The following is a 16,454-nucleotide window of genomic DNA, read 5'->3' on the forward strand; positions in this document are numbered from 1 at the left end:
ACAGCCTAGTGGTCATCGGCGGGAACATGTCCGCCGTGCTCGGCCCGTGGGCGCCCCGCGCTCCTCGGCGAGGGGAGAAGCCCGGTCTCGGGGGGCGGTTCCGTACCGGCCAGCAGGTGCGCGCGCAGCCGTACGAAATGGCCCAGCGGGTCGTCGGACAGGCGGCCCCAGGGGAACGACGTGACGTACGGGCCGATCAGGTGCAGCTGGGTGCGGGCGGCCTCCCAGCGTTCCAGGCGGACCAGGAGGTACATCAGCTTGTTGCGGACCTCGGCCGGCCAGGGGTCGGCCGCCGGGAACCGGGCGGAGAGGGCGATCGCCCGGTCGGCCGCAGCGTCCAGGCGGGGTTGCGGCACCGTGGGGCCGCAGCCGTCGGTGAGGTAGGCGAGGGCCGCGCGGGCCGGAAGGGCCTGTACGAGGGAGTCGGCAGGGGCGTCCTGGGCGGCCAGGTCGGCGAAGTCGAAGCACTCGCCGTGCGAGCCGTGCCAGTACGTGCCCAGATAGCGCAGGGCGGCCACATGGCAGCCGTAGTGGTGCGGGGCGCGGCGGACCGCCGCCTCCCACAGCTCCTCGAAGTACTTGTGACCGGCGTTGGAGCCGCGTGCGTGGTCCAGCGCCACCCGCCAGGGCACCGGGTCGCGGTCGTCGCCGCGTGCGGCGGCCGTGATCAGCGGACTCACCGCGCGTAGCAACTCGGTCCGGGCCGGGGACGGCCAGGCCTGGTCCACCGCCAGCTGGGCCCGCAGCAGCAGCAGGTCCGGGTCGTGGGGGGCGGCCGTGGACCAGTCGCCCAGCCATTCGGCCCGCGAGCGGGCAAAGAGGGCGAGCCGGCGCACATACCGGTCCCGTGCCTCCCACTCGGCCGCGGCCCTGGTGCCGGCCAGCAGTCGCGCGGCGGGCTGGTACTCGCCCCGGCCGGCCGCGACCAGCGCGGGGGCGAGCTGGTCGTCGGGCGCGTCGAGGAACACCTCGTCGTCGGCCGGCGGCGGGCCGAGGGCGGGGCGCGGGGTGGTCGTTGCCGTCCGTGCGGAACGGAACAGCGTGCGCAGCGAAGCCATGGTGTCGCCATTGAAAGTCCGCAGGTCGAGCATGCGCCAGACCGCCCGGCCATTTCCGTGAAAGTTGTACGGTCTCAGGTCAAGGGAAGCTAAAAGGTGACTGTTGCTCACCTGTTGGGTACCTGTCACGCGCGACTGGCGGGACCAGCCGCGCCCACCTGCCTAGCCGCGCCTCAGCAGCCGCGTGGCCCCCGCCGCCACCGTCGTCGCCAGGATCCAGCCCAGCAGGATCATCACGGCGGCCGCCCACTGCCAGCCCCCGCTGAGGCGCCACTGGCCGGCCTGGCCCAGGTCGATCACCGGCAGCAGCAGATCGAGGACGAACAGAGCCGGGTCCCAGACCGGATGCCCGCCGGAGGTCATCGGCGGGTGCGGGGCGTGTGCGAAGGCGAGCGTGCCCGCAGCCCACAGCACCGCCATCCACACCGCCGCCCGGCCCGGCCGGTAGCCGTAGGCCACGGTCAGATCCTGCACGTAACCCCAGAACTTGGCGGCGACCGGCAGCGTCTCGCGGCGCCGGCGCTGCTTGGCGAGCTGCACCTCGCGCGCGTCCTCGTCCTCACCGGCGGCCCGCAGCACGGTCGCGAGCCGCTCGTACGGCTCCGGGTTGTACTCGGCGGTCGCCGCCGCCACCCAGTCGAGCCGCCGGGTCAGCGGGAACGGGCCCTGCGGGACCAGGTTCTCGTAGGCGAAGCCGCCCATGTGCAGCCGCCCGGGGCCCGGCCAGCTGGTCGCCCGGTCCACCAGGTTCACGGTCCGGGCGCCCGACAGCACCACCCGGCCGCGCTGCGGCTCCTCCCCGAGGAACCGCACCTCCGGCGCCTGCACCCGGCGCAGCGACAGCTCCTGGTCGTCCGTGAAGGTGAACCGGGCCCGCTCCAGGTCGACGGCGTCCCCGAACCGCCCGTCGTCCAGACGTATCCCGCCCTGGCACTCGAACCGCTGGATCCGGGTCCCGCGCGCCGGGGTCGTGCCGCTCTGCCAGGGGCCGCCCACGCCGGCCGGGGTCAGGTACAGGGTGCGGCCGACGGTCAGCTGGGGCGCGTTCAGCGCGAACCGCCCGTGGGGATTGCGCAGCCGGGCCCCGCGCAGGCTCAGCGAGACACCCACCTTGGCGCTGCGCAGGCTCAGCTCCCCGTACGACTCCAGCAGCTCGGCCTGCAGATCCTGCCCGACAACCAGGCCGTCCGCCGCGATCGACCGTCCGCTGCGGTCCCGGTACACCACCGCCTGGTTCAGCAGCAGGTCGGTGCCGATGTGCGCGTCGGTCAGCCGGACCCCGCCCAGGAAGCGGCAGCGCGGCAGATGCAGATCACCCTCCGTGTGCACCCGGGCCGCCTCAAGGCGTGGCACCGCACAGTCGACCAGTCGCACGGTCGTGAAGTGCGCCTCCGGCAGCAGGACCTCGTCGTCGAACCGGCAGCCGCGCAGCTCCACATACGGGGTGACCGCGCCGCCCGCCAGGTCCAGCGCGCCGGTGATCCGCACACCCGCCAGCTTCAGCGCGGCCACCCGGCCCGCGAGCGCCGGCGGCCCGTCGAGCAGCAGCCAGCAGACGATCCGCGCCCGCACGGTCCGCTCGGGCCCCCAGGGATGGCCGCCGTGCGGATCGTCCACCTGCGCGTCGCCGCTGCTCAGGTCGTACGCACTGCCGTTGCGGAAGGCCTGCCACATCCCGGCCTCGGCCGCGGTCAGATCGTCCGGCAGTTCCCCGTCCCGGACCCCCTCGGTCACGGCTCTTCCTTCTTCCTCAGCTACTCGTCAGTCATGTACTCGCCCAGCGGTGATGCCCGGTCCGTCACCACTCGAACACCACACGTGAAGGTGATCTTCCGGGTTCCGGCCAGGCTATGTACCGGCCGTTGGCTCACGTTCTGTATCAGCCATTGATACGCGCGGACGGGCCCCGAGTGCCGTCTGAGAGAATTGAGCACGTGATCTCCCGAATCGACCTGCGCGGCGACGCCCTCCCCGAGGGCCCCGCCCTGCGCGACCTGCTGCCCCGAGCCGACTTCGACGTCTCGGCCGCCCTGGAGAAGGTGCGTCCGATCTGCGAGGCCGTGCATCATCGGGGCGACGCGGCGCTGATCGACTTCGCCGAGAAGTTCGACGGGGTCACCCTGGAGCAGGTGCGGGTGCCCGCCGAGTCCCTGGCCAAGGCGCTGGAGGAGCTCGACCCGGCCGTGCGCGCGGCCCTGGAGGAGTCCATCCGGCGTGCCCGTCTCGTCCACCGCGAGCAGCGTCGTACGACCCACACGACCCAGGTCGTGCCCGGCGGCTCGGTCACCGAGAAGTGGGTGCCGGTCGAGCGGGTCGGGCTCTACGCGCCCGGCGGCCGGTCGGTCTACCCGTCCTCCGTGATCATGAACGTCGTGCCCGCGCAGGAGGCCGGCGTCGAGTCCATCGCGCTCGCCTCCCCGGCGCAGGCCGAGTTCGGTGGCCTGCCGCACCCGACGATCCTCGCCGCCTGCGCCCTGCTCGGCGTCGACGAGGTGTACGCGGCCGGCGGCGCCACCGCCGTCGCGATGTTCGCCTACGGCACCGAGTCCTGCCCGTCCGCCAACATGGTCACCGGCCCCGGCAACATCTGGGTCGCCGCCGCCAAGCGCTACTTCACCGGCAGGATCGGCATCGACGCCGAGGCCGGCCCCACCGAGATCGCGGTCCTCGCGGACGCCACCGCCGACCCGGTGCACATCGCCGCCGACCTGATCAGCCAGGCCGAGCACGACCCGCTGGCCGCCGCCGTCCTGGTCACCGACTCGGTCGAGCTGGCGGACGCGGTGGCGAAGGAGCTGGAGCCGCAGGTCGCGGCCACCAAGCACATCGACGACCGGATCGTCCCGGCGCTCGCGGGCAGGCAGTCCGCGATCGTCCTGGTCGACGGCGTCGAGGAGGGCCTCAGGGTCGTCGACGCGTACGGCGCCGAGCACCTGGAGATCCAGACGGCTCAGGCTTCCGAAGTGGCCGATCGCGTCAAGAACGCCGGCGCGATCTTCGTCGGCCCCTGGGCACCGGTCTCCCTCGGTGACTACGCCGCCGGATCCAACCACGTGCTGCCCACCGGCGGCTGCGCCTGCCACTCCTCCGGCCTGTCCGTCCAGTCCTTCCTGCGCGGCATCCACATCGTCGACTACACGAAGGACGCGCTGGCCGAGGTCGCGCACCACGTGGTGACGCTGGCGGAGGCGGAGGACCTGCCGGCACACGGCGCGGCGATCAAGGCAAGGTTCGGTTGGAAGGTACCCGAGGGCAAGTGACAGGCATCGACGATCTCCCCGTACGGGACGAGCTGCGAGGCAAGTCCCCCTACGGCGCGCCCCAGTTGGACGTGCCCGTACGGCTGAACACCAACGAGAACCCCTACCCGCTGCCCGAGCCTCTGGTCGAGCGGATCGTGGAGCGGGTGCGCGAGGCCGCCCGGAACCTGAACCGCTATCCCGACCGGGACGCGGTCCGGCTCCGCACCGAGCTGGCCAAGTACCTGGCGAAGACCGGCAACCACCCGCTCTCCGTCGAGAACGTCTGGGCGGCCAACGGCTCCAACGAGGTCATCCAGCAGCTGCTGCAGACCTTCGGCGGACCGGGTCGTACGGCGATCGGCTTCGAGCCGTCGTACTCGATGCACTCGCTCATCTCGCGCGGCACGGGCACGGGCTGGATCTCCGGCCCCCGCAACGACGACTTCACGATCGACACCGAGGCCGCCACCCGCGCGATCGCCGAGCACAAGCCCGACGTCGTCTTCATCACCACCCCCAACAACCCCACCGGTAACGCGGTCCCGCCCGAGACGGTCCTCGCGCTGTACGACGCGGCCCAGGCGGCCCGGCCGTCCATGGTGATCGTCGACGAGGCGTACATCGAGTTCAGCCACGGCGCCTCGCTGCTGCCGCTGCTCGGAGGTCGGCCGAATCTCGTCGTCTCCCGGACCATGTCGAAGGCCTTCGGCGCGGCCGGCCTGCGCCTCGGCTACCTCGCCGCGGACCCCGCGGTGGTGGACGCCGTGCAGCTCGTACGGCTGCCGTACCACCTGTCGGCGATCACCCAGGCGACCGCGCTCGCCGCCCTGGAGCACACGGATACGCTGCTGAAGTACGTGGAGCAGCTGAAGACCGAGCGGGACCGGCTGGTGAGCGAGCTGCGGGCGGCCGGGTTCGAGGTCACCGAGTCCGACGCCAACTTCGTGCAGTTCGGGCGGTTCGAGGACCCCCACCGGGTCTGGCAGAAGATCCTCGACCGCGGGGTCCTCGTCCGGGACAACGGCGTGCCCGGTTTCCTGCGGGTGTCCGCCGGAACCCCCGAAGAGAACGACGCGTTCCTCGACGCGGCACGTGAAGTCAAGAAGGAGCTGGACGCATGACCCGCGTAGGGCGCGTGGAGCGCACCACCAAGGAGACCTCGGTCCTGGTCGAGATCGACCTCGACGGCACCGGGAAGACCGACATCGCGACCGGCGTCGGTTTCTACGACCACATGCTCGACCAGCTCGGCCGGCACGGTCTGTTCGACCTCACCGTGAAGACCGACGGCGATCTGCACATCGACTCGCACCACACCATCGAGGACACCGCCCTCGCCCTCGGCGCCGCCTTCAAGCAGGCCCTCGGCGACAAGGTGGGGATCTATCGATTCGGGAACTGCACGGTTCCCCTGGACGAGTCCCTCGCCCAGGTCACCGTGGACCTGTCCGGCCGTCCGTACCTCGTGCACACGGAGCCGGAGAACATGGCCCCGATGATCGGCGAGTACGACACCACCATGACCCGGCACATCCTGGAGTCCTTCGTGGCCCAGGCCCAGGTCGCCCTGCATGTGCACGTCCCCTACGGGCGCAACGCGCACCACATCGTGGAATGCCAGTTCAAGGCGCTCGCCAGGGCGCTGCGCTACGCCTCCGAGCGCGACCCGCGCGCGGCCGGCATCCTCCCCTCGACGAAGGGCGCGCTGTAAAGCCATGACCGGGCTCTCCACCCTACTGATCGTCGTCGGCCTCTTCCTGGTCGGCGGAATCGTCTCCTTCGTCAAGCAGAAGATGCCCACCAGCCTGATCGTGCTGCTCTCGATCGGCGCCGCGATGTGCCTGGTGGCGGGTGTCATGAGGCTGGAGGTGTGGAATTGAGCGGATCCGCCAGGAAGGTCGTCGTCTTCGACTACGGCTTCGGGAACGTCCGGTCCGCCGAGCGGGCGCTCGCCCGCGCCGGGGCCGACGTCGAGATAACCCGTGACTTCGACAAGGCCATGAACGCGGACGGGCTGCTGGTGCCGGGCGTCGGCGCCTTCGCCGCCTGTATGCAGGGCCTGAAGGCGGCCCGCGGGGACTGGATCATCGACCGCCGGCTGTCCGGCGGGCGGCCGGTGATGGGCATCTGCGTCGGCATGCAGATCCTGTTCGCGCGCGGCATCGAGCACGGCGTTCAGACCGAGGGCCTCGACGAGTGGCCCGGCTCGGTCGAGCCGCTCCAGGCCGAGATCGTGCCCCACATGGGCTGGAACACCGTGGACGTGCCGGCCGGCTCGGAGCTGTTCGCGGGCCTGGACGCCGGCGCCCGCTTCTACTTCGTGCACTCCTACGCCGTCCAGGACTGGGCGCTGGAGGCGCACAACCCGGTCCTGCACGCCCCCAAGGTGGCCTGGTCGACGCACGGCAAGCCGTTCGTGGCCGCCGTGGAGAACGGCGCCCTGTGGGCCACCCAGTTCCACCCCGAGAAGTCCGGCGACGCCGGGGCCCAGCTCCTCACCAACTGGATCGGAACACTGTGAGCACGCTCGAACTCCTCCCCGCCGTCGACGTCCGCGACGGCCAGGCCGTCCGCCTCGTGCACGGCGAGTCGGGAACCGAGACCTCCTACGGCTCCCCCCTGGAGGCCGCCCTCGCCTGGCAGCGGTCCGGCGCCGAGTGGCTGCACCTGGTCGACCTGGACGCCGCGTTCGGCACCGGCGACAACCGCGAGCTGATCACCGAGGTCGCCGGGGCGATGGACATCAAGGTGGAGCTGTCCGGCGGTATCCGGGACGACGCCTCGCTGGCGGCCGCCCTCGCCACCGGCTGTCGCCGGGTGAACCTCGGCACGGCCGCCCTGGAGAGCCCGGAGTGGGTCGCCAAGGTCATCGCCGAGCACGGCGACCGGATCGCGGTGGGCCTGGACGTCAAGGGCACCACCCTGCGCGGCCGCGGCTGGACCCGCGACGGCGGCGACCTCTACGAGACGCTGGCCCGGCTCGACCAGGAGGGCTGCGCGCGGTACGTCGTCACCGACATCGCCAAGGACGGCACCCTCCAGGGCCCGAACCTGGAGCTCCTGAAGAACGTCTGCGCGGCGACGGACCGGCCGGTCGTGGCCTCCGGTGGCGTGTCGTCGCTGGACGACCTCCGCGCGCTGGCCGAACTGGTACCCCTCGGTGTCGAGGGCGCCATCGTCGGAAAGGCCCTGTACGCCAAGGCGTTCACCTTGGAAGAAGCACTGGAGGCAGTGTCCCGATGACGTCAGAAGCCGTGCGGCGTGTACAGAGCGGAAGTCCCTGGGAAGAGCCCTTCGGTATCGCCCGCGCCGTGGCGGCGGGCGACCGAGTGGTGGTGGGCGGTACGACGTCCTTCAAGGGCTCCGTGCTGTACGGGGAGGGCGACCCGTACGAACAGGCCAACGTGGCCTTCGCTACGGCCCTGGAGGCGATCGCCGAGTTCGGGCTCGGACCCGAGTCGGTGATCCGCACCCGGCTGTATCTCACCCACGCGCGCGACATGGACGCGGTGGGACGTGCCCACAAGGAGATCTTCGGCTCGGTACGCCCGGTGACCACGTTCGTCGTGGTGACCGGCTTCGTCGACCCGCGCATCCTGGTCGAGGCAGAGCTGGAGGCATACCGAGGAGCCGTGGGTTCATGACCCTGGCGGTGCGAGTCATCCCCTGCCTGGACGTGGACAACGGCCGGGTCGTCAAGGGCGTCAACTTCCAGAACCTGCGCGACGCGGGCGACCCGGTCGAGATGGCCAAGGTGTACGACGCGGAGGGCGCCGACGAGCTGACCTTCCTGGACATCACCGCGTCGTCCGGTGACCGCGAGACCACCTACGACGTGGTGCGCCGCACCGCCGAGCAGGTCTTCATCCCGCTGACCGTCGGCGGTGGGGTGCGCACGGCCGAGGACGTGGACAGGCTGCTGCGGGCGGGCGCCGACAAGGTGGGCGTGAACACGGCCGCGATCGCCCGCCCGGACCTGATCCGGGAGATCGCGGAACGCTTCGGCCGCCAGGTCCTGGTCCTGTCGGTGGACGCCCGCCGCACCCCCGAAGGCACCTTCGAGGTCACCACCCACGGCGGCCGCCGCGGCACCGGCATCGACGCGGTCGAGTGGGCGCACCGGGCCGCCGAGCTGGGCGCGGGGGAGATCCTGCTCAACTCGATGGACGCGGACGGCACCAAGGACGGCTACGACCTGGAGATGATCACGGCCGTCCGCAAGCACGTCACCATCCCGGTCATCGCCTCCGGCGGCGCCGGCAAACTCGCCGACTTCGCCCCGGCCGTCGGAGCGGGCGCGAACGCGGTCCTCGCCGCCTCCGTCTTCCACTTCGGCGACCTGCGCATCGGCGAGGTGAAGCAGGCCCTGCGGGAGGCGGGACACCCCGTGCGGTGACGCTGCGCTGAGCCTTGGCCCCGGTGCTCCTCGGTACCGGGGCCTTCTGCCGCACACCCCAGATACGAAAGGGAAGTTGCGCAAAATATGTTGCGCAACTTTTCTTTCATATCTAGGGTCGGTGTCATGACGGACAAGGAGCGGGACCACCGGATCACCGACGTGGGCACCCTCAAAGCGCTCGCCCATCCGCTGCGCATGAAGCTCTACCGAGGCCTGTGTGTGGCCGGCAAGGCGACCGCCTCACAGCTCGCCGAGCAGGTCGACGAGGCCGTCTCGCTGGTCAGCTACCACCTGCGCAAGCTCGCCGAGCACGGCCTGATCGAAGAGGCCGAGCCACAACGCGCGGACGGCCGGGAGCACTGGTGGCAGCCCGCCTCGGACGGCGTCACCATCCGCGACCGGGACTTCCGGGACGCACCCGAGAAGGCGGCCGCCCACCTCGCAGCCACCCGTCTCTTCCACGAGCAGCGCGCCGACATGTACCGCCGCTACCTCGACGAGCGCCCCACCTGGAGCGCCGAGTGGAACGCCGCCGCGCCCGACAACGAGTCCCTGCTCCGCCTGACCGCGACCGAACTGGACGAACTCCGCCAGGAACTGGTCGCGCTGGCCAGGAAGTACGACGAGAAAGGCCGGTCCGCCGAGGCGAACGGCGACACCGAAGGGCGCGAGCACGTCGCGCTGCACGTGTACGGCTTCCCGTTCCGCCTCTGAGAAGGGCCCACGTCCGTGACCGCCGCCGTCATACCCCCGGCCACCGCCACCGCTGCCACCGCCGCGAAGCCCGCCCACCGTGACCCCAACGTTCTGCGCTGGCTCGGTGCCTACACGTCCTCCATGGTCGGCGACAGCGTCTACTACATCGCCCTGTCCTGGGCCGCGGTTCAGGGCGGTTCACCCGCGCAGGCCGGGGCCGTGATGGCCGTCAGCGCGCTGCCCAGGGCCGTGCTGATGCTGTTCGGCGGGGTGATCGCCGACCGGCTGGGGCCGCGTCGGGTCGTCATCGCCAGCGACGCGGTGCGCTGCGCGGCCGTCCTCGCCGTGGCCGCGCTGCTCTTCCTGAGCAGCCCGGGCCTGTGGCCGCTGACGGCGCTCGCCCTGATCTTCGGCACCGTCGACGCCGTGTTCATGCCCGCCGTGGGCGCCCTCCCCGCACGCGTCACCAGCCGCGACCAGCTCGCGCGCGTGCAGGGCCTGCGCGGCCTCGCCATCCGCGTCGCCTCCATCCTCGGCGCCCCGCTCGGCGGCCTCGGCGTGGCGGTCGGCGGCGCGGCGGCCGCCTTCGGCCTCGCCGGCCTGCTCATCGCCGTATCGGTACCCCTGCTGATGTCCCTCCGGGTACGGAAAATCCCGGCCGGCGACCGCGCGGCCGGCGCCACCCCCTGGCAGGACCTGCGGGCCGGTCTCGGCCACATCCGCCGCCATCGCGTCCTGGCCCCGCTGATGCTGGCCATCGCCCTCGGCGACCTCGGCTTCGTCAGCCCCCTCAACGTCGGGCTCACCCTGCTCGCCGACCAGCGCGGCTGGGGCGCCGCCGGAGTCGGCTGGGTGCTCGCCGGGTTCGGGACCGGCGCCGGGGCCGTCTCACTCCTGCTGACCGTCCGGGGCCGGCTGCCGCGCGCCGGGCTGGTCGCCGGGTACGCCATTCTCGCCGGATCGGTCGCGATCGGCTCCCTCGCCTTCGTGCCGAGCCTCGCCGGAGCCGTCGGCGTTGCCCTGCTGATCGGCCTGCTCGCCGGCCTCAGCGGTGCGATGTGCTCCGCGCTGCTGCAGACCCAGGCCGACCCCGCCTACCTCGGCCGGGTCACCGCCGTCGCCGGCCTGATCAGCCTGGGCCTCACCCCGCTGAGCATGCCCTTCACGGCCGCCGCCATCGGCGCCTTCGGCCCCGGCCCGGTGTACGTCGTCAGCGCCGCCGTCTGCGCGCTCGGCGGGATCGTCGCCCTCGCCGTACCGGGACTGCGACGGGCCGAACTGCCCCGCTGAGGCTTCTCAGCCCTTCGGCTGGGCCAGCTGGATCAGGTTGCCGACCGTGTCGTCGAGGACGGCCGCGATCACCGGGCCCTGGTCCTGCGGCTCGTGCGTGAAGCGGACGCCCAGGGCGCGCAGGCGGTCGTACTCCGCCTGGATGTCGTCGACCGAGAAGACGATGGCCGGCAGGCCCGCCTCGTACACGGCCTCGCGGTACGGCTCCGCGATGGGGCCCTGGCCGGGTTCCAGGAGCAGTTGGAGGTCCGGCTGGGCGCCGCCGGGCGCGCCGACCGTGATGAACAGGGTGCCGCCGCCCAGGTCGAGGTGGGTGCGGGTCTCGAAGCCGAGGACCTCCGTGTAGAAGGCGTGCGCTTTCGGGACGTCGTCCACGTACACGTTCGTCATCGCGACCTTGATCAAGGCGGGCTCCTCAGATGCCCAGCTGCTTGGACTCGTGCAGCTTGGCGATCGCGTTCTCGTCGCCGTCCACCACGACCTTCGCCGCGCTCTGCCGGCCGAAGGCGAACATCACCAGCTCGGAGGGCTCGCCCGTCACCGTCACCACCGGGGCGCCGCGATGGGCCACGGCCGTCTGGCCGTCCGGACGGCGCAGCACCAGGCCCGTCGGCACCCCCCGGCCCAGCAGCCGGGCGGTGCGCTCCAGACGGGACCACAGGGCGTCCTGGAAGACGGGGTCCAGCTCGCGCGGCGCCCAGTCCGGCTGGGCGCGGCGGACGTCCTCCGTGTGGACGTAGAACTCCACCGTGTTGGCCGCCTCGTCGACCTGCTTGAGCTGGAACGGCGAGAACCGCGGCGGGCCGGTACGGATCAGCTGGATCAGCTCCTCGTACGGCTTCGCGGCGAACTCGGCCATCACCTTCTCCAGGCGCGGCGCGAGCTGCTTGATCAGCGCGCCCCCGGCCGCGTCCGGCCGGCGCTCGCGCACCACCACGTGCGCGGCCAGATCGCGGGTCACCCAGCCCTCGCAGAGGGTCGGCGCCTCGGGACCGGCGGTCTCCAAGAGGTCAGCGAGCAGAAGCCGTTCACGCTTGGCGAAGGTCGACATGCAGCCAGCCTACGGCCCCACGCACGGTCCGGACAGTGGACACGGTCCGTGACTGCCGGTGCCGCGCGGCACAATGGCACCCATGACCAGTACGACCGGTACGCCCCCGCCCAGCGGCCTCGCCCCGGAGATCGCCGCCCGCCTCAAGCGCAGCGCCGACGGCCTCCTGCCCGCCATCGCCCAGCAGTACGACACGGGCGAGGTACTGATGCTCGGCTGGATGGACGACGAGGCCCTGCACCGCACCCTCACCACCGGCCGCTGCACGTACTGGTCGCGCAGCCGCCAGGAGTACTGGGTCAAGGGCGACACCTCCGGCCACTTCCAGTGGGTCAGGTCCGTCGCCCTCGACTGCGACGCCGACACCCTGCTGGTCAAGGTCGACCAGGTGGGTGCCGCCTGCCACACCGGCGACCGCACCTGCTTCGACGCCGACGTGCTGCTCAAGGACGGCGCCGGTTCCGCCGTCCCGGCCTCCGATCAGTAAGGTCTGCCGCCATGGACCTAGAGACCTTCCGCAAGCTGGCGACCGACCGGCGTGTCATCCCGGTCACCCGCAAGCTCCTCGCCGACGGCGACACCCCGGTCGCGCTCTACCGCAAGCTCGCCGCCGAGCGCCCCGGCACCTTCCTGCTGGAGTCCGCCGAGAACGGCCGCACGGCCTTCCAATGGTCTCGTTACTCGTTCATCGGCGTGCGTTCCTCGGCCACCCTCACCACCCGTGACGGCCAGGCCCACTGGCTCGGCGTCCCGCCCGTCGGCGTGCCCGTCGACGGCGACCCGCTGGCCGCCCTGCGCGCCACCATCGAGGCCCTGCACACCTCGCGAGCGGAGGATCTGCCCCCGTTCACCGGCGGCATGGTCGGCTATCTGGGGTACGACATCGTGCGCCGCCTGGAGAAGATCGGTCCGGGGGAGCGGGACGACCTCATGCTGCCCGAGCTGACCATGCTCCTCACCAGCGACCTCGCGGTGATGGACCACTGGGAGGGCTCGGTCCTGCTGATCGCCAACGCGATCAACCACAACGACCTCGACACCGGCGTCGACGAGGCCCACGCCGACGCGATCGCCCGCCTCGACGCCATGGAGGCCGACCTCTCCCGCCCGGTCGCCCAGCCCCCGGCCGCCCTGCCCCCCTCCGAACTCCCCGAGTACACCGCCCGGTGGGGCGGCCCCGACTTCCAGGTCGCCGTCGAGGACATCAAGGAGCGCATCCGCGCGGGCGAGGCCTTCCAGGTCGTCCCCTCGCAACGCTTCGAAACCCCCTGCACGGCCAGCGCACTGGACGTCTACCGCGTCCTCAGGGCCACCAACCCCTCGCCGTACATGTACCTGTTCCGCTTCCCTCTCGGGGACGGAGGCGGCGCCTTCGACGTCGTGGGATCCAGTCCGGAGGCCCTGGTCAAGGTCGAGGACGGGCGGGCCATGGTCCACCCCATCGCCGGCACCCGGCCGCGCGGGGCCACCCCGCGGGAGGACCAGGACCTCGCCGACGAGCTGATGGCCGACCCCAAGGAGCGCGCCGAGCACCTGATGCTCGTCGACCTCGGGCGCAACGACCTGGGCCGGGTCTGCGAACCGGGCTCCGTCGAGGTCGTCGACTTCATGTCCGTCGAGCGGTACTCGCACGTCATGCACATCGTCTCCACGGTCACCGGAAAGGTCTCCGAGGGCCGCACCGCCTTCGACGTCCTCACCGCCTGCTTCCCGGCCGGCACCCTCTCCGGCGCCCCCAAGCCCCGGGCGATGCAGATCATCGACGAACTGGAGCCGTCCAGAAGGGGGTTGTACGGCGGCTGCGTCGGCTACCTCGACTTCGCCGGCGACTCCGACACCGCCATCGCCATCCGTACGGCCCTGCTCCGGGACGGCACGGCGTACGTCCAGGCGGGCGCGGGCATCGTCGCCGACTCGAACCCGGTCGCGGAGGACCAGGAGTGCCGCAACAAGGCGGCGGCGGTCCTGCGCGCGGTGCACACGGCCAACAGACTGGGAAAGTAGGGCGCTTCTCACCCAACCCCGGGTGACAGTTCGCCCGGGGTTCAGGCCATAGTGGAGTACGTGACTGCTGTTCCTCCCCCCCGTTCCGAAGCCGCCGCACCCGCCGGGTCCGGCCGCCGCAGCCTTGCCGTCGCGCTGTTGTTCGGTGCGCTCGGCGCGGCCGTGGCCCTTCTGTCCAGCCGGCAGCGCTGGGCGGAGGGCACCGCGACGGTGGCCGGTGGCGCCTTCCCACTGACCGCCAGGGGCAGTGACGTCACGGGCGTCCCCGCGGCCCTCGCCATAGTGGGCCTCGCCGCGCTCGTCGCCGTCTTCGCCGTCCGCAAGGCCGGCCGCTTCCTGGTCTCCGGGCTCCTCGCCCTCTCCGGTGCCGGCATCGTCGCCGCCGCCCTGGCGGGCGCCTCCGACGGCTCCGCGCTGGACGAGAAGGCCGCCGAGGCCAGCGGCGACACCTCCGCCACGGTCGCCGCCCTCAGCCACACCGGCTGGCCGTACGTCGCCGCGGTCGGCGGCGCGCTCATCCTGGTCGCCGGACTGCTCGCGCTGCGCTACGGCCGCCTCTGGCCCGCCATGTCCGGCCGCTACGAGCGCGGCGCGGGAGCGGAGCGGCCCCGCCGCGCACCCAAGCCGGTCGACCCGGACCGCCCCGAGGACATCTGGAAGGCCCTGGACCGCGGCGAGGACCCCACCGGTGCGTGAGCGTTCCGCCGTGCTGTGAGTGCCGGACGGTCCGTCGGATGTCCGCGGCGCCGTCGTGGCTGCGCGCGCCCACGCGGCGCAGCCGCACACCGGCCACAGCCCCGCGTCCCTGCCGGGGTGCTGTGGCCGATGTGGCGCATCAGACGCCACCCCCGCTCACCGCACGCGTGCGCGTACGGGACAATGGAGCACGAGCGTCCGGAACGGACCCGTACGAGCGCGGCCACGGACGGCACGTACGACACGCACCAGCTAACGAGGAGCAAGTCATGGCGGGCAGCAGCCACGGTCACACCCCGGCCGCCTGGACCGGCGTCACCATCGCCTTCATCGGTTTCTGCGTCGCGGGCGCCTTCATGGTGATGGCGCAGCCGGTGGGGTTCTGGGCCGGCATGGCGATCGTGCTCCTCGGTGGCGTGGTCGGCATGATCATGCGTGCCATGGGCCTCGGCATGCCGAAGCAGTCCGCCCTGGTGACGCACACCGCCGCTCCGGCCACCCCCCGCGAGCCGGTCACCGCCGAGAGCTGACCGGCGGCACTTCCCGAGGGGCGTTCCGAGACATCGGGCCGCCCCTCGCGCGCGTGTGCCGACCGTACGGGGCACAATGCGAGGCGTGAACGCCGACACTCCCAGCGCAGCCGCCCCGGCGCTGCCCTCCCTGCGAGGGCGGCTGGCCGTGCCCGCGGGGGTGATGGCCGCCGTCGTCGGGGCCTTCGCCTACGTCGGCACGGTCGACCCCAACCAGCCCGGCCACTACCCGGTCTGCCCCCTCTACCGGCTCACCGGCCTGTACTGCCCCGGCTGCGGCGGCCTGCGCAGCGCGCACGCGTTCATCCACGGCGACTTCCTGGCCGCGCTGCGGGACAACGCGGCGGGAGTGGCCGCCTATCTGGCCTTCGCCGTGGTGTGGACGGTCTGGGTGGGGCGCGCGGTACGCGGCCGGCCCTTCCGGATCGAGCTCAGGCCGGTGCCGATGTGGACCCTCGGTGCGTTGCTGCTGGTCTTCACCGTCGTCCGGAACCTGCCCTTCGCCGGCTGGTCGCATCCTTGATCAGCCGGCGAAAGTCCAGGTGGAGGGAGTGCCGTCAGCTGGATGCGAGGACTGGGCCATCCTGCGGATACCATCGATGTGACCATGGGTTTTGACCCGCCTGGAAGAACCGTCCGGAACCGGAAGGGGACCGCTCGCGTGAGTGTGCTCGACGAGATCATCGACGGAGTCCGTGCCGACCTCGCGGAGCGGCAGGCGCGCGTCAGCCTCGACGAGCTCAAGGAGCGCGCGGCGAAGGCGCCCGCCGCCAAGGACGGCGTGGCCGCACTGCGCGGCGACGGCGTCAAGGTGATCTGCGAGGTCAAGCGCTCCAGCCCGTCCAAGGGCGCGCTGTCCGCGATCGCCGACCCCGCCGGGCTCGCCGCGGACTACGAGGCGGGAGGCGCGGCCGTCATCTCGGTCCTGACCGAGCAGCGCCGCTTCGGCGGCTCGCTGGCGGACCTGGAGGCGGTCCGGGCCCGCGTGGACATCCCGGTCCTGCGCAAGGACTTCATCGTCACGTCGTACCAGCTGTGGGAGGCCCGGGCGTACGGCGCCGACCTCGCGCTGCTGATCGTCGCCGCCCTCGACCAGCCGGCCCTGGAGTCGCTGATCGAACGCGCGGTCTCCATCGGCCTCACCCCGCTCGTCGAGGTCCACGACGAGGACGAGATCGAGCGCGCGGTGGACGCGGGGGCCAAGGTGATCGGCGTCAACGCGCGCAACCTGAAGACCCTGGAGGTCGACCGCTCCACCTTCGAGCGGATCGCCCCGGACATCCCCGACACCGTCGTCAAGGTCGCCGAGTCCGGCGTCCGCGGCCCGCACGATCTGATCGTCTACGCCAACGCGGGCGCCGACGCGGTCCTGGTCGGCGAGTCCCTGGTGACGGGCCGCGACCCCAAGTCGGCGGTGGCCGACCTGGTGGCGGCGGGCGAACACCCGGCACTGCGCCACGGCCGCCCCTGATCACCCGGTAGGGTTGA

The 16,454-nt window shown here is 72.1% G+C and carries 20 protein-coding genes; 16 read left to right on the plus strand and 4 right to left on the minus strand.

Annotated elements, in window-relative coordinates:
* Positions 1 to 5: 5 nt before the first annotated feature.
* Both ABTY98_RS29625 and ABTY98_RS29630 read right to left on the minus strand, forming a co-directional pair.
* On the minus strand, positions 6 to 1,058 hold the full coding sequence (locus ABTY98_RS29625) for a hypothetical protein (protein ID WP_352224104.1): 1,053 nt from the start codon (positions 1,056 to 1,058) through the stop codon (positions 6 to 8).
* A 162-nt stretch (positions 1,059 to 1,220) separates the two neighbouring features.
* A complete protein-coding gene (locus tag ABTY98_RS29630) occupies positions 1,221 to 2,792 on the minus strand; it encodes an oxidoreductase (protein ID WP_352224105.1) in 1,572 nt (523 codons plus the stop codon).
* 200 nt (positions 2,793 to 2,992) lie between these two features.
* Here ABTY98_RS29630 and hisD point away from each other — a divergent pair, with 200 nt between their 5' ends.
* The 10 genes from hisD to ABTY98_RS29680 all read left to right on the plus strand — a co-directional run bounded on the left by hisD (position 2,993) and on the right by ABTY98_RS29680 (position 10,685).
* Positions 2,993 to 4,318, plus strand: coding sequence for a histidinol dehydrogenase (gene hisD, locus ABTY98_RS29635; protein ID WP_352224106.1), 1,326 nt, complete (start codon positions 2,993 to 2,995; stop codon positions 4,316 to 4,318).
* Positions 4,315 to 5,421 (plus strand): histidinol-phosphate transaminase, encoded by a 1,107-nt coding sequence (locus ABTY98_RS29640; protein ID WP_352224107.1) that lies wholly within the window; start codon positions 4,315 to 4,317, stop codon positions 5,419 to 5,421. Before hisD ends, ABTY98_RS29640 begins: the two co-directional genes overlap by 4 nt.
* Positions 5,418 to 6,011, plus strand: a complete 594-nt coding sequence (gene hisB / locus ABTY98_RS29645) for an imidazoleglycerol-phosphate dehydratase HisB (protein WP_028422551.1) — start codon at positions 5,418 to 5,420, stop codon at positions 6,009 to 6,011. Before ABTY98_RS29640 ends, hisB begins: the two co-directional genes overlap by 4 nt.
* 4 nt (positions 6,012 to 6,015) lie before the next feature.
* On the plus strand, positions 6,016 to 6,180 hold the full coding sequence (locus tag ABTY98_RS29650) for a CG2302 family histidine operon protein (RefSeq protein ID WP_352224108.1): 165 nt from the start codon (positions 6,016 to 6,018) through the stop codon (positions 6,178 to 6,180).
* Positions 6,171 to 6,821, plus strand: coding sequence for an imidazole glycerol phosphate synthase subunit HisH (gene hisH / locus ABTY98_RS29655; protein WP_352224109.1), 651 nt, complete (start codon positions 6,171 to 6,173; stop codon positions 6,819 to 6,821). The genes ABTY98_RS29650 and hisH overlap by 10 nt, the downstream gene beginning before the upstream one ends.
* Complete coding sequence (priA, locus tag ABTY98_RS29660; RefSeq protein ID WP_352224110.1) at positions 6,818 to 7,543, plus strand: bifunctional 1-(5-phosphoribosyl)-5-((5-phosphoribosylamino)methylideneamino)imidazole-4-carboxamide isomerase/phosphoribosylanthranilate isomerase PriA; 726 nt, start codon at positions 6,818 to 6,820, stop codon at positions 7,541 to 7,543. Before hisH ends, priA begins: the two co-directional genes overlap by 4 nt.
* A complete protein-coding gene (locus ABTY98_RS29665; protein ID WP_352224111.1) occupies positions 7,540 to 7,944 on the plus strand; it encodes a RidA family protein in 405 nt (134 codons plus the stop codon). The genes priA and ABTY98_RS29665 overlap by 4 nt, the downstream gene beginning before the upstream one ends.
* Positions 7,941 to 8,696, plus strand: coding sequence for an imidazole glycerol phosphate synthase subunit HisF (gene hisF / locus ABTY98_RS29670; protein WP_352224112.1), 756 nt, complete (start codon positions 7,941 to 7,943; stop codon positions 8,694 to 8,696). The genes ABTY98_RS29665 and hisF overlap by 4 nt, the downstream gene beginning before the upstream one ends.
* Positions 8,697 to 8,822: 126 nt before the next feature.
* The gene (locus ABTY98_RS29675) at positions 8,823 to 9,413 is read left to right on the plus strand and encodes an ArsR/SmtB family transcription factor (RefSeq protein WP_352224113.1); all 591 of its coding nucleotides are present in this window, start codon (positions 8,823 to 8,825) and stop codon (positions 9,411 to 9,413) included.
* 15 nt (positions 9,414 to 9,428) lie between these two features.
* The gene (locus ABTY98_RS29680; protein WP_352224114.1) at positions 9,429 to 10,685 is read left to right on the plus strand and encodes an MFS transporter; all 1,257 of its coding nucleotides are present in this window, start codon (positions 9,429 to 9,431) and stop codon (positions 10,683 to 10,685) included.
* A gap of 6 nt (positions 10,686 to 10,691) precedes the next feature.
* Here the strand turns inward: ABTY98_RS29680 and ABTY98_RS29685 are convergent, their stop codons facing one another.
* Together ABTY98_RS29685 and ABTY98_RS29690 are read right to left on the minus strand one after the other, a co-directional pair.
* Positions 10,692 to 11,090, minus strand: a complete 399-nt coding sequence (locus ABTY98_RS29685; protein ID WP_352224115.1) for a VOC family protein — start codon at positions 11,088 to 11,090, stop codon at positions 10,692 to 10,694.
* Positions 11,091 to 11,100: 10 nt separating this feature from the next.
* Entirely contained in the window at positions 11,101 to 11,736 is a 636-nt protein-coding gene (locus ABTY98_RS29690; RefSeq protein WP_352224116.1) for a TIGR03085 family metal-binding protein, read from the minus strand.
* An 82-nt stretch (positions 11,737 to 11,818) separates the two neighbouring features.
* Here ABTY98_RS29690 and hisI point away from each other — a divergent pair, with 82 nt between their 5' ends.
* The 6 genes from hisI to trpC all read left to right on the plus strand — a co-directional run bounded on the left by hisI (position 11,819) and on the right by trpC (position 16,437).
* The gene (gene hisI / locus ABTY98_RS29695) at positions 11,819 to 12,223 is read left to right on the plus strand and encodes a phosphoribosyl-AMP cyclohydrolase (RefSeq protein WP_352224117.1); all 405 of its coding nucleotides are present in this window, start codon (positions 11,819 to 11,821) and stop codon (positions 12,221 to 12,223) included.
* 11 nt (positions 12,224 to 12,234) lie between these two features.
* Positions 12,235 to 13,740 carry an anthranilate synthase component I gene (locus ABTY98_RS29700; protein ID WP_352224118.1) on the plus strand — a complete coding sequence of 502 codons (1,506 nt, stop codon included), beginning with the start codon at positions 12,235 to 12,237 and terminating at the stop codon, positions 13,738 to 13,740.
* Between the two features lie 51 nt (positions 13,741 to 13,791).
* Positions 13,792 to 14,436, plus strand: coding sequence for a TIGR02234 family membrane protein (locus ABTY98_RS29705; RefSeq protein WP_352224119.1), 645 nt, complete (start codon positions 13,792 to 13,794; stop codon positions 14,434 to 14,436).
* 269 nt (positions 14,437 to 14,705) lie between these two features.
* On the plus strand, positions 14,706 to 14,966 hold the full coding sequence (locus ABTY98_RS29710; protein WP_352224120.1) for an HGxxPAAW family protein: 261 nt from the start codon (positions 14,706 to 14,708) through the stop codon (positions 14,964 to 14,966).
* 76 nt (positions 14,967 to 15,042) lie between these two features.
* Positions 15,043 to 15,489, plus strand: coding sequence for a DUF2752 domain-containing protein (locus tag ABTY98_RS29715; protein ID WP_352224121.1), 447 nt, complete (start codon positions 15,043 to 15,045; stop codon positions 15,487 to 15,489).
* Between the two features lie 138 nt (positions 15,490 to 15,627).
* The gene (trpC, locus tag ABTY98_RS29720) at positions 15,628 to 16,437 is read left to right on the plus strand and encodes an indole-3-glycerol phosphate synthase TrpC (RefSeq protein ID WP_352224122.1); all 810 of its coding nucleotides are present in this window, start codon (positions 15,628 to 15,630) and stop codon (positions 16,435 to 16,437) included.
* The last annotated feature ends 17 nt before the right edge of the window (positions 16,438 to 16,454 follow it).

Source organism: Streptomyces sp. NPDC096040 (assembly GCF_040303265.1).
Taxonomy (GTDB): domain Bacteria; phylum Actinomycetota; class Actinomycetes; order Streptomycetales; family Streptomycetaceae; genus Streptomyces.

Bases quoted from the DNA above. Each gene is read 5' to 3' on its own strand.
- ABTY98_RS29625 (WP_352224104.1), bottom strand. From the start codon at position 1,058: ATGGCTTCGCTGCGCACGCTGTTCCGTTCCGCACGGACGGCAACGACC.
- hisB (WP_028422551.1), top strand. From the start codon at position 5,418: ATGACCCGCGTAGGGCGCGTGGAGCGCACCACCAAGGAGACCTCGGTC.
- ABTY98_RS29650 (WP_352224108.1), top strand. From the start codon at position 6,016: ATGACCGGGCTCTCCACCCTACTGATCGTCGTCGGCCTCTTCCTGGTC.
- ABTY98_RS29665 (WP_352224111.1), top strand. From the start codon at position 7,540: ATGACGTCAGAAGCCGTGCGGCGTGTACAGAGCGGAAGTCCCTGGGAA.
- hisF (WP_352224112.1), top strand. From the start codon at position 7,941: ATGACCCTGGCGGTGCGAGTCATCCCCTGCCTGGACGTGGACAACGGC.
- ABTY98_RS29675 (WP_352224113.1), top strand. From the start codon at position 8,823: ATGACGGACAAGGAGCGGGACCACCGGATCACCGACGTGGGCACCCTC.
- ABTY98_RS29690 (WP_352224116.1), bottom strand. From the start codon at position 11,736: ATGTCGACCTTCGCCAAGCGTGAACGGCTTCTGCTCGCTGACCTCTTG.
- hisI (WP_352224117.1), top strand. From the start codon at position 11,819: ATGACCAGTACGACCGGTACGCCCCCGCCCAGCGGCCTCGCCCCGGAG.
- ABTY98_RS29700 (WP_352224118.1), top strand. From the start codon at position 12,235: ATGGACCTAGAGACCTTCCGCAAGCTGGCGACCGACCGGCGTGTCATC.
- ABTY98_RS29710 (WP_352224120.1), top strand. From the start codon at position 14,706: ATGGCGGGCAGCAGCCACGGTCACACCCCGGCCGCCTGGACCGGCGTC.
- ABTY98_RS29715 (WP_352224121.1), top strand. From the start codon at position 15,043: ATGCGAGGCGTGAACGCCGACACTCCCAGCGCAGCCGCCCCGGCGCTG.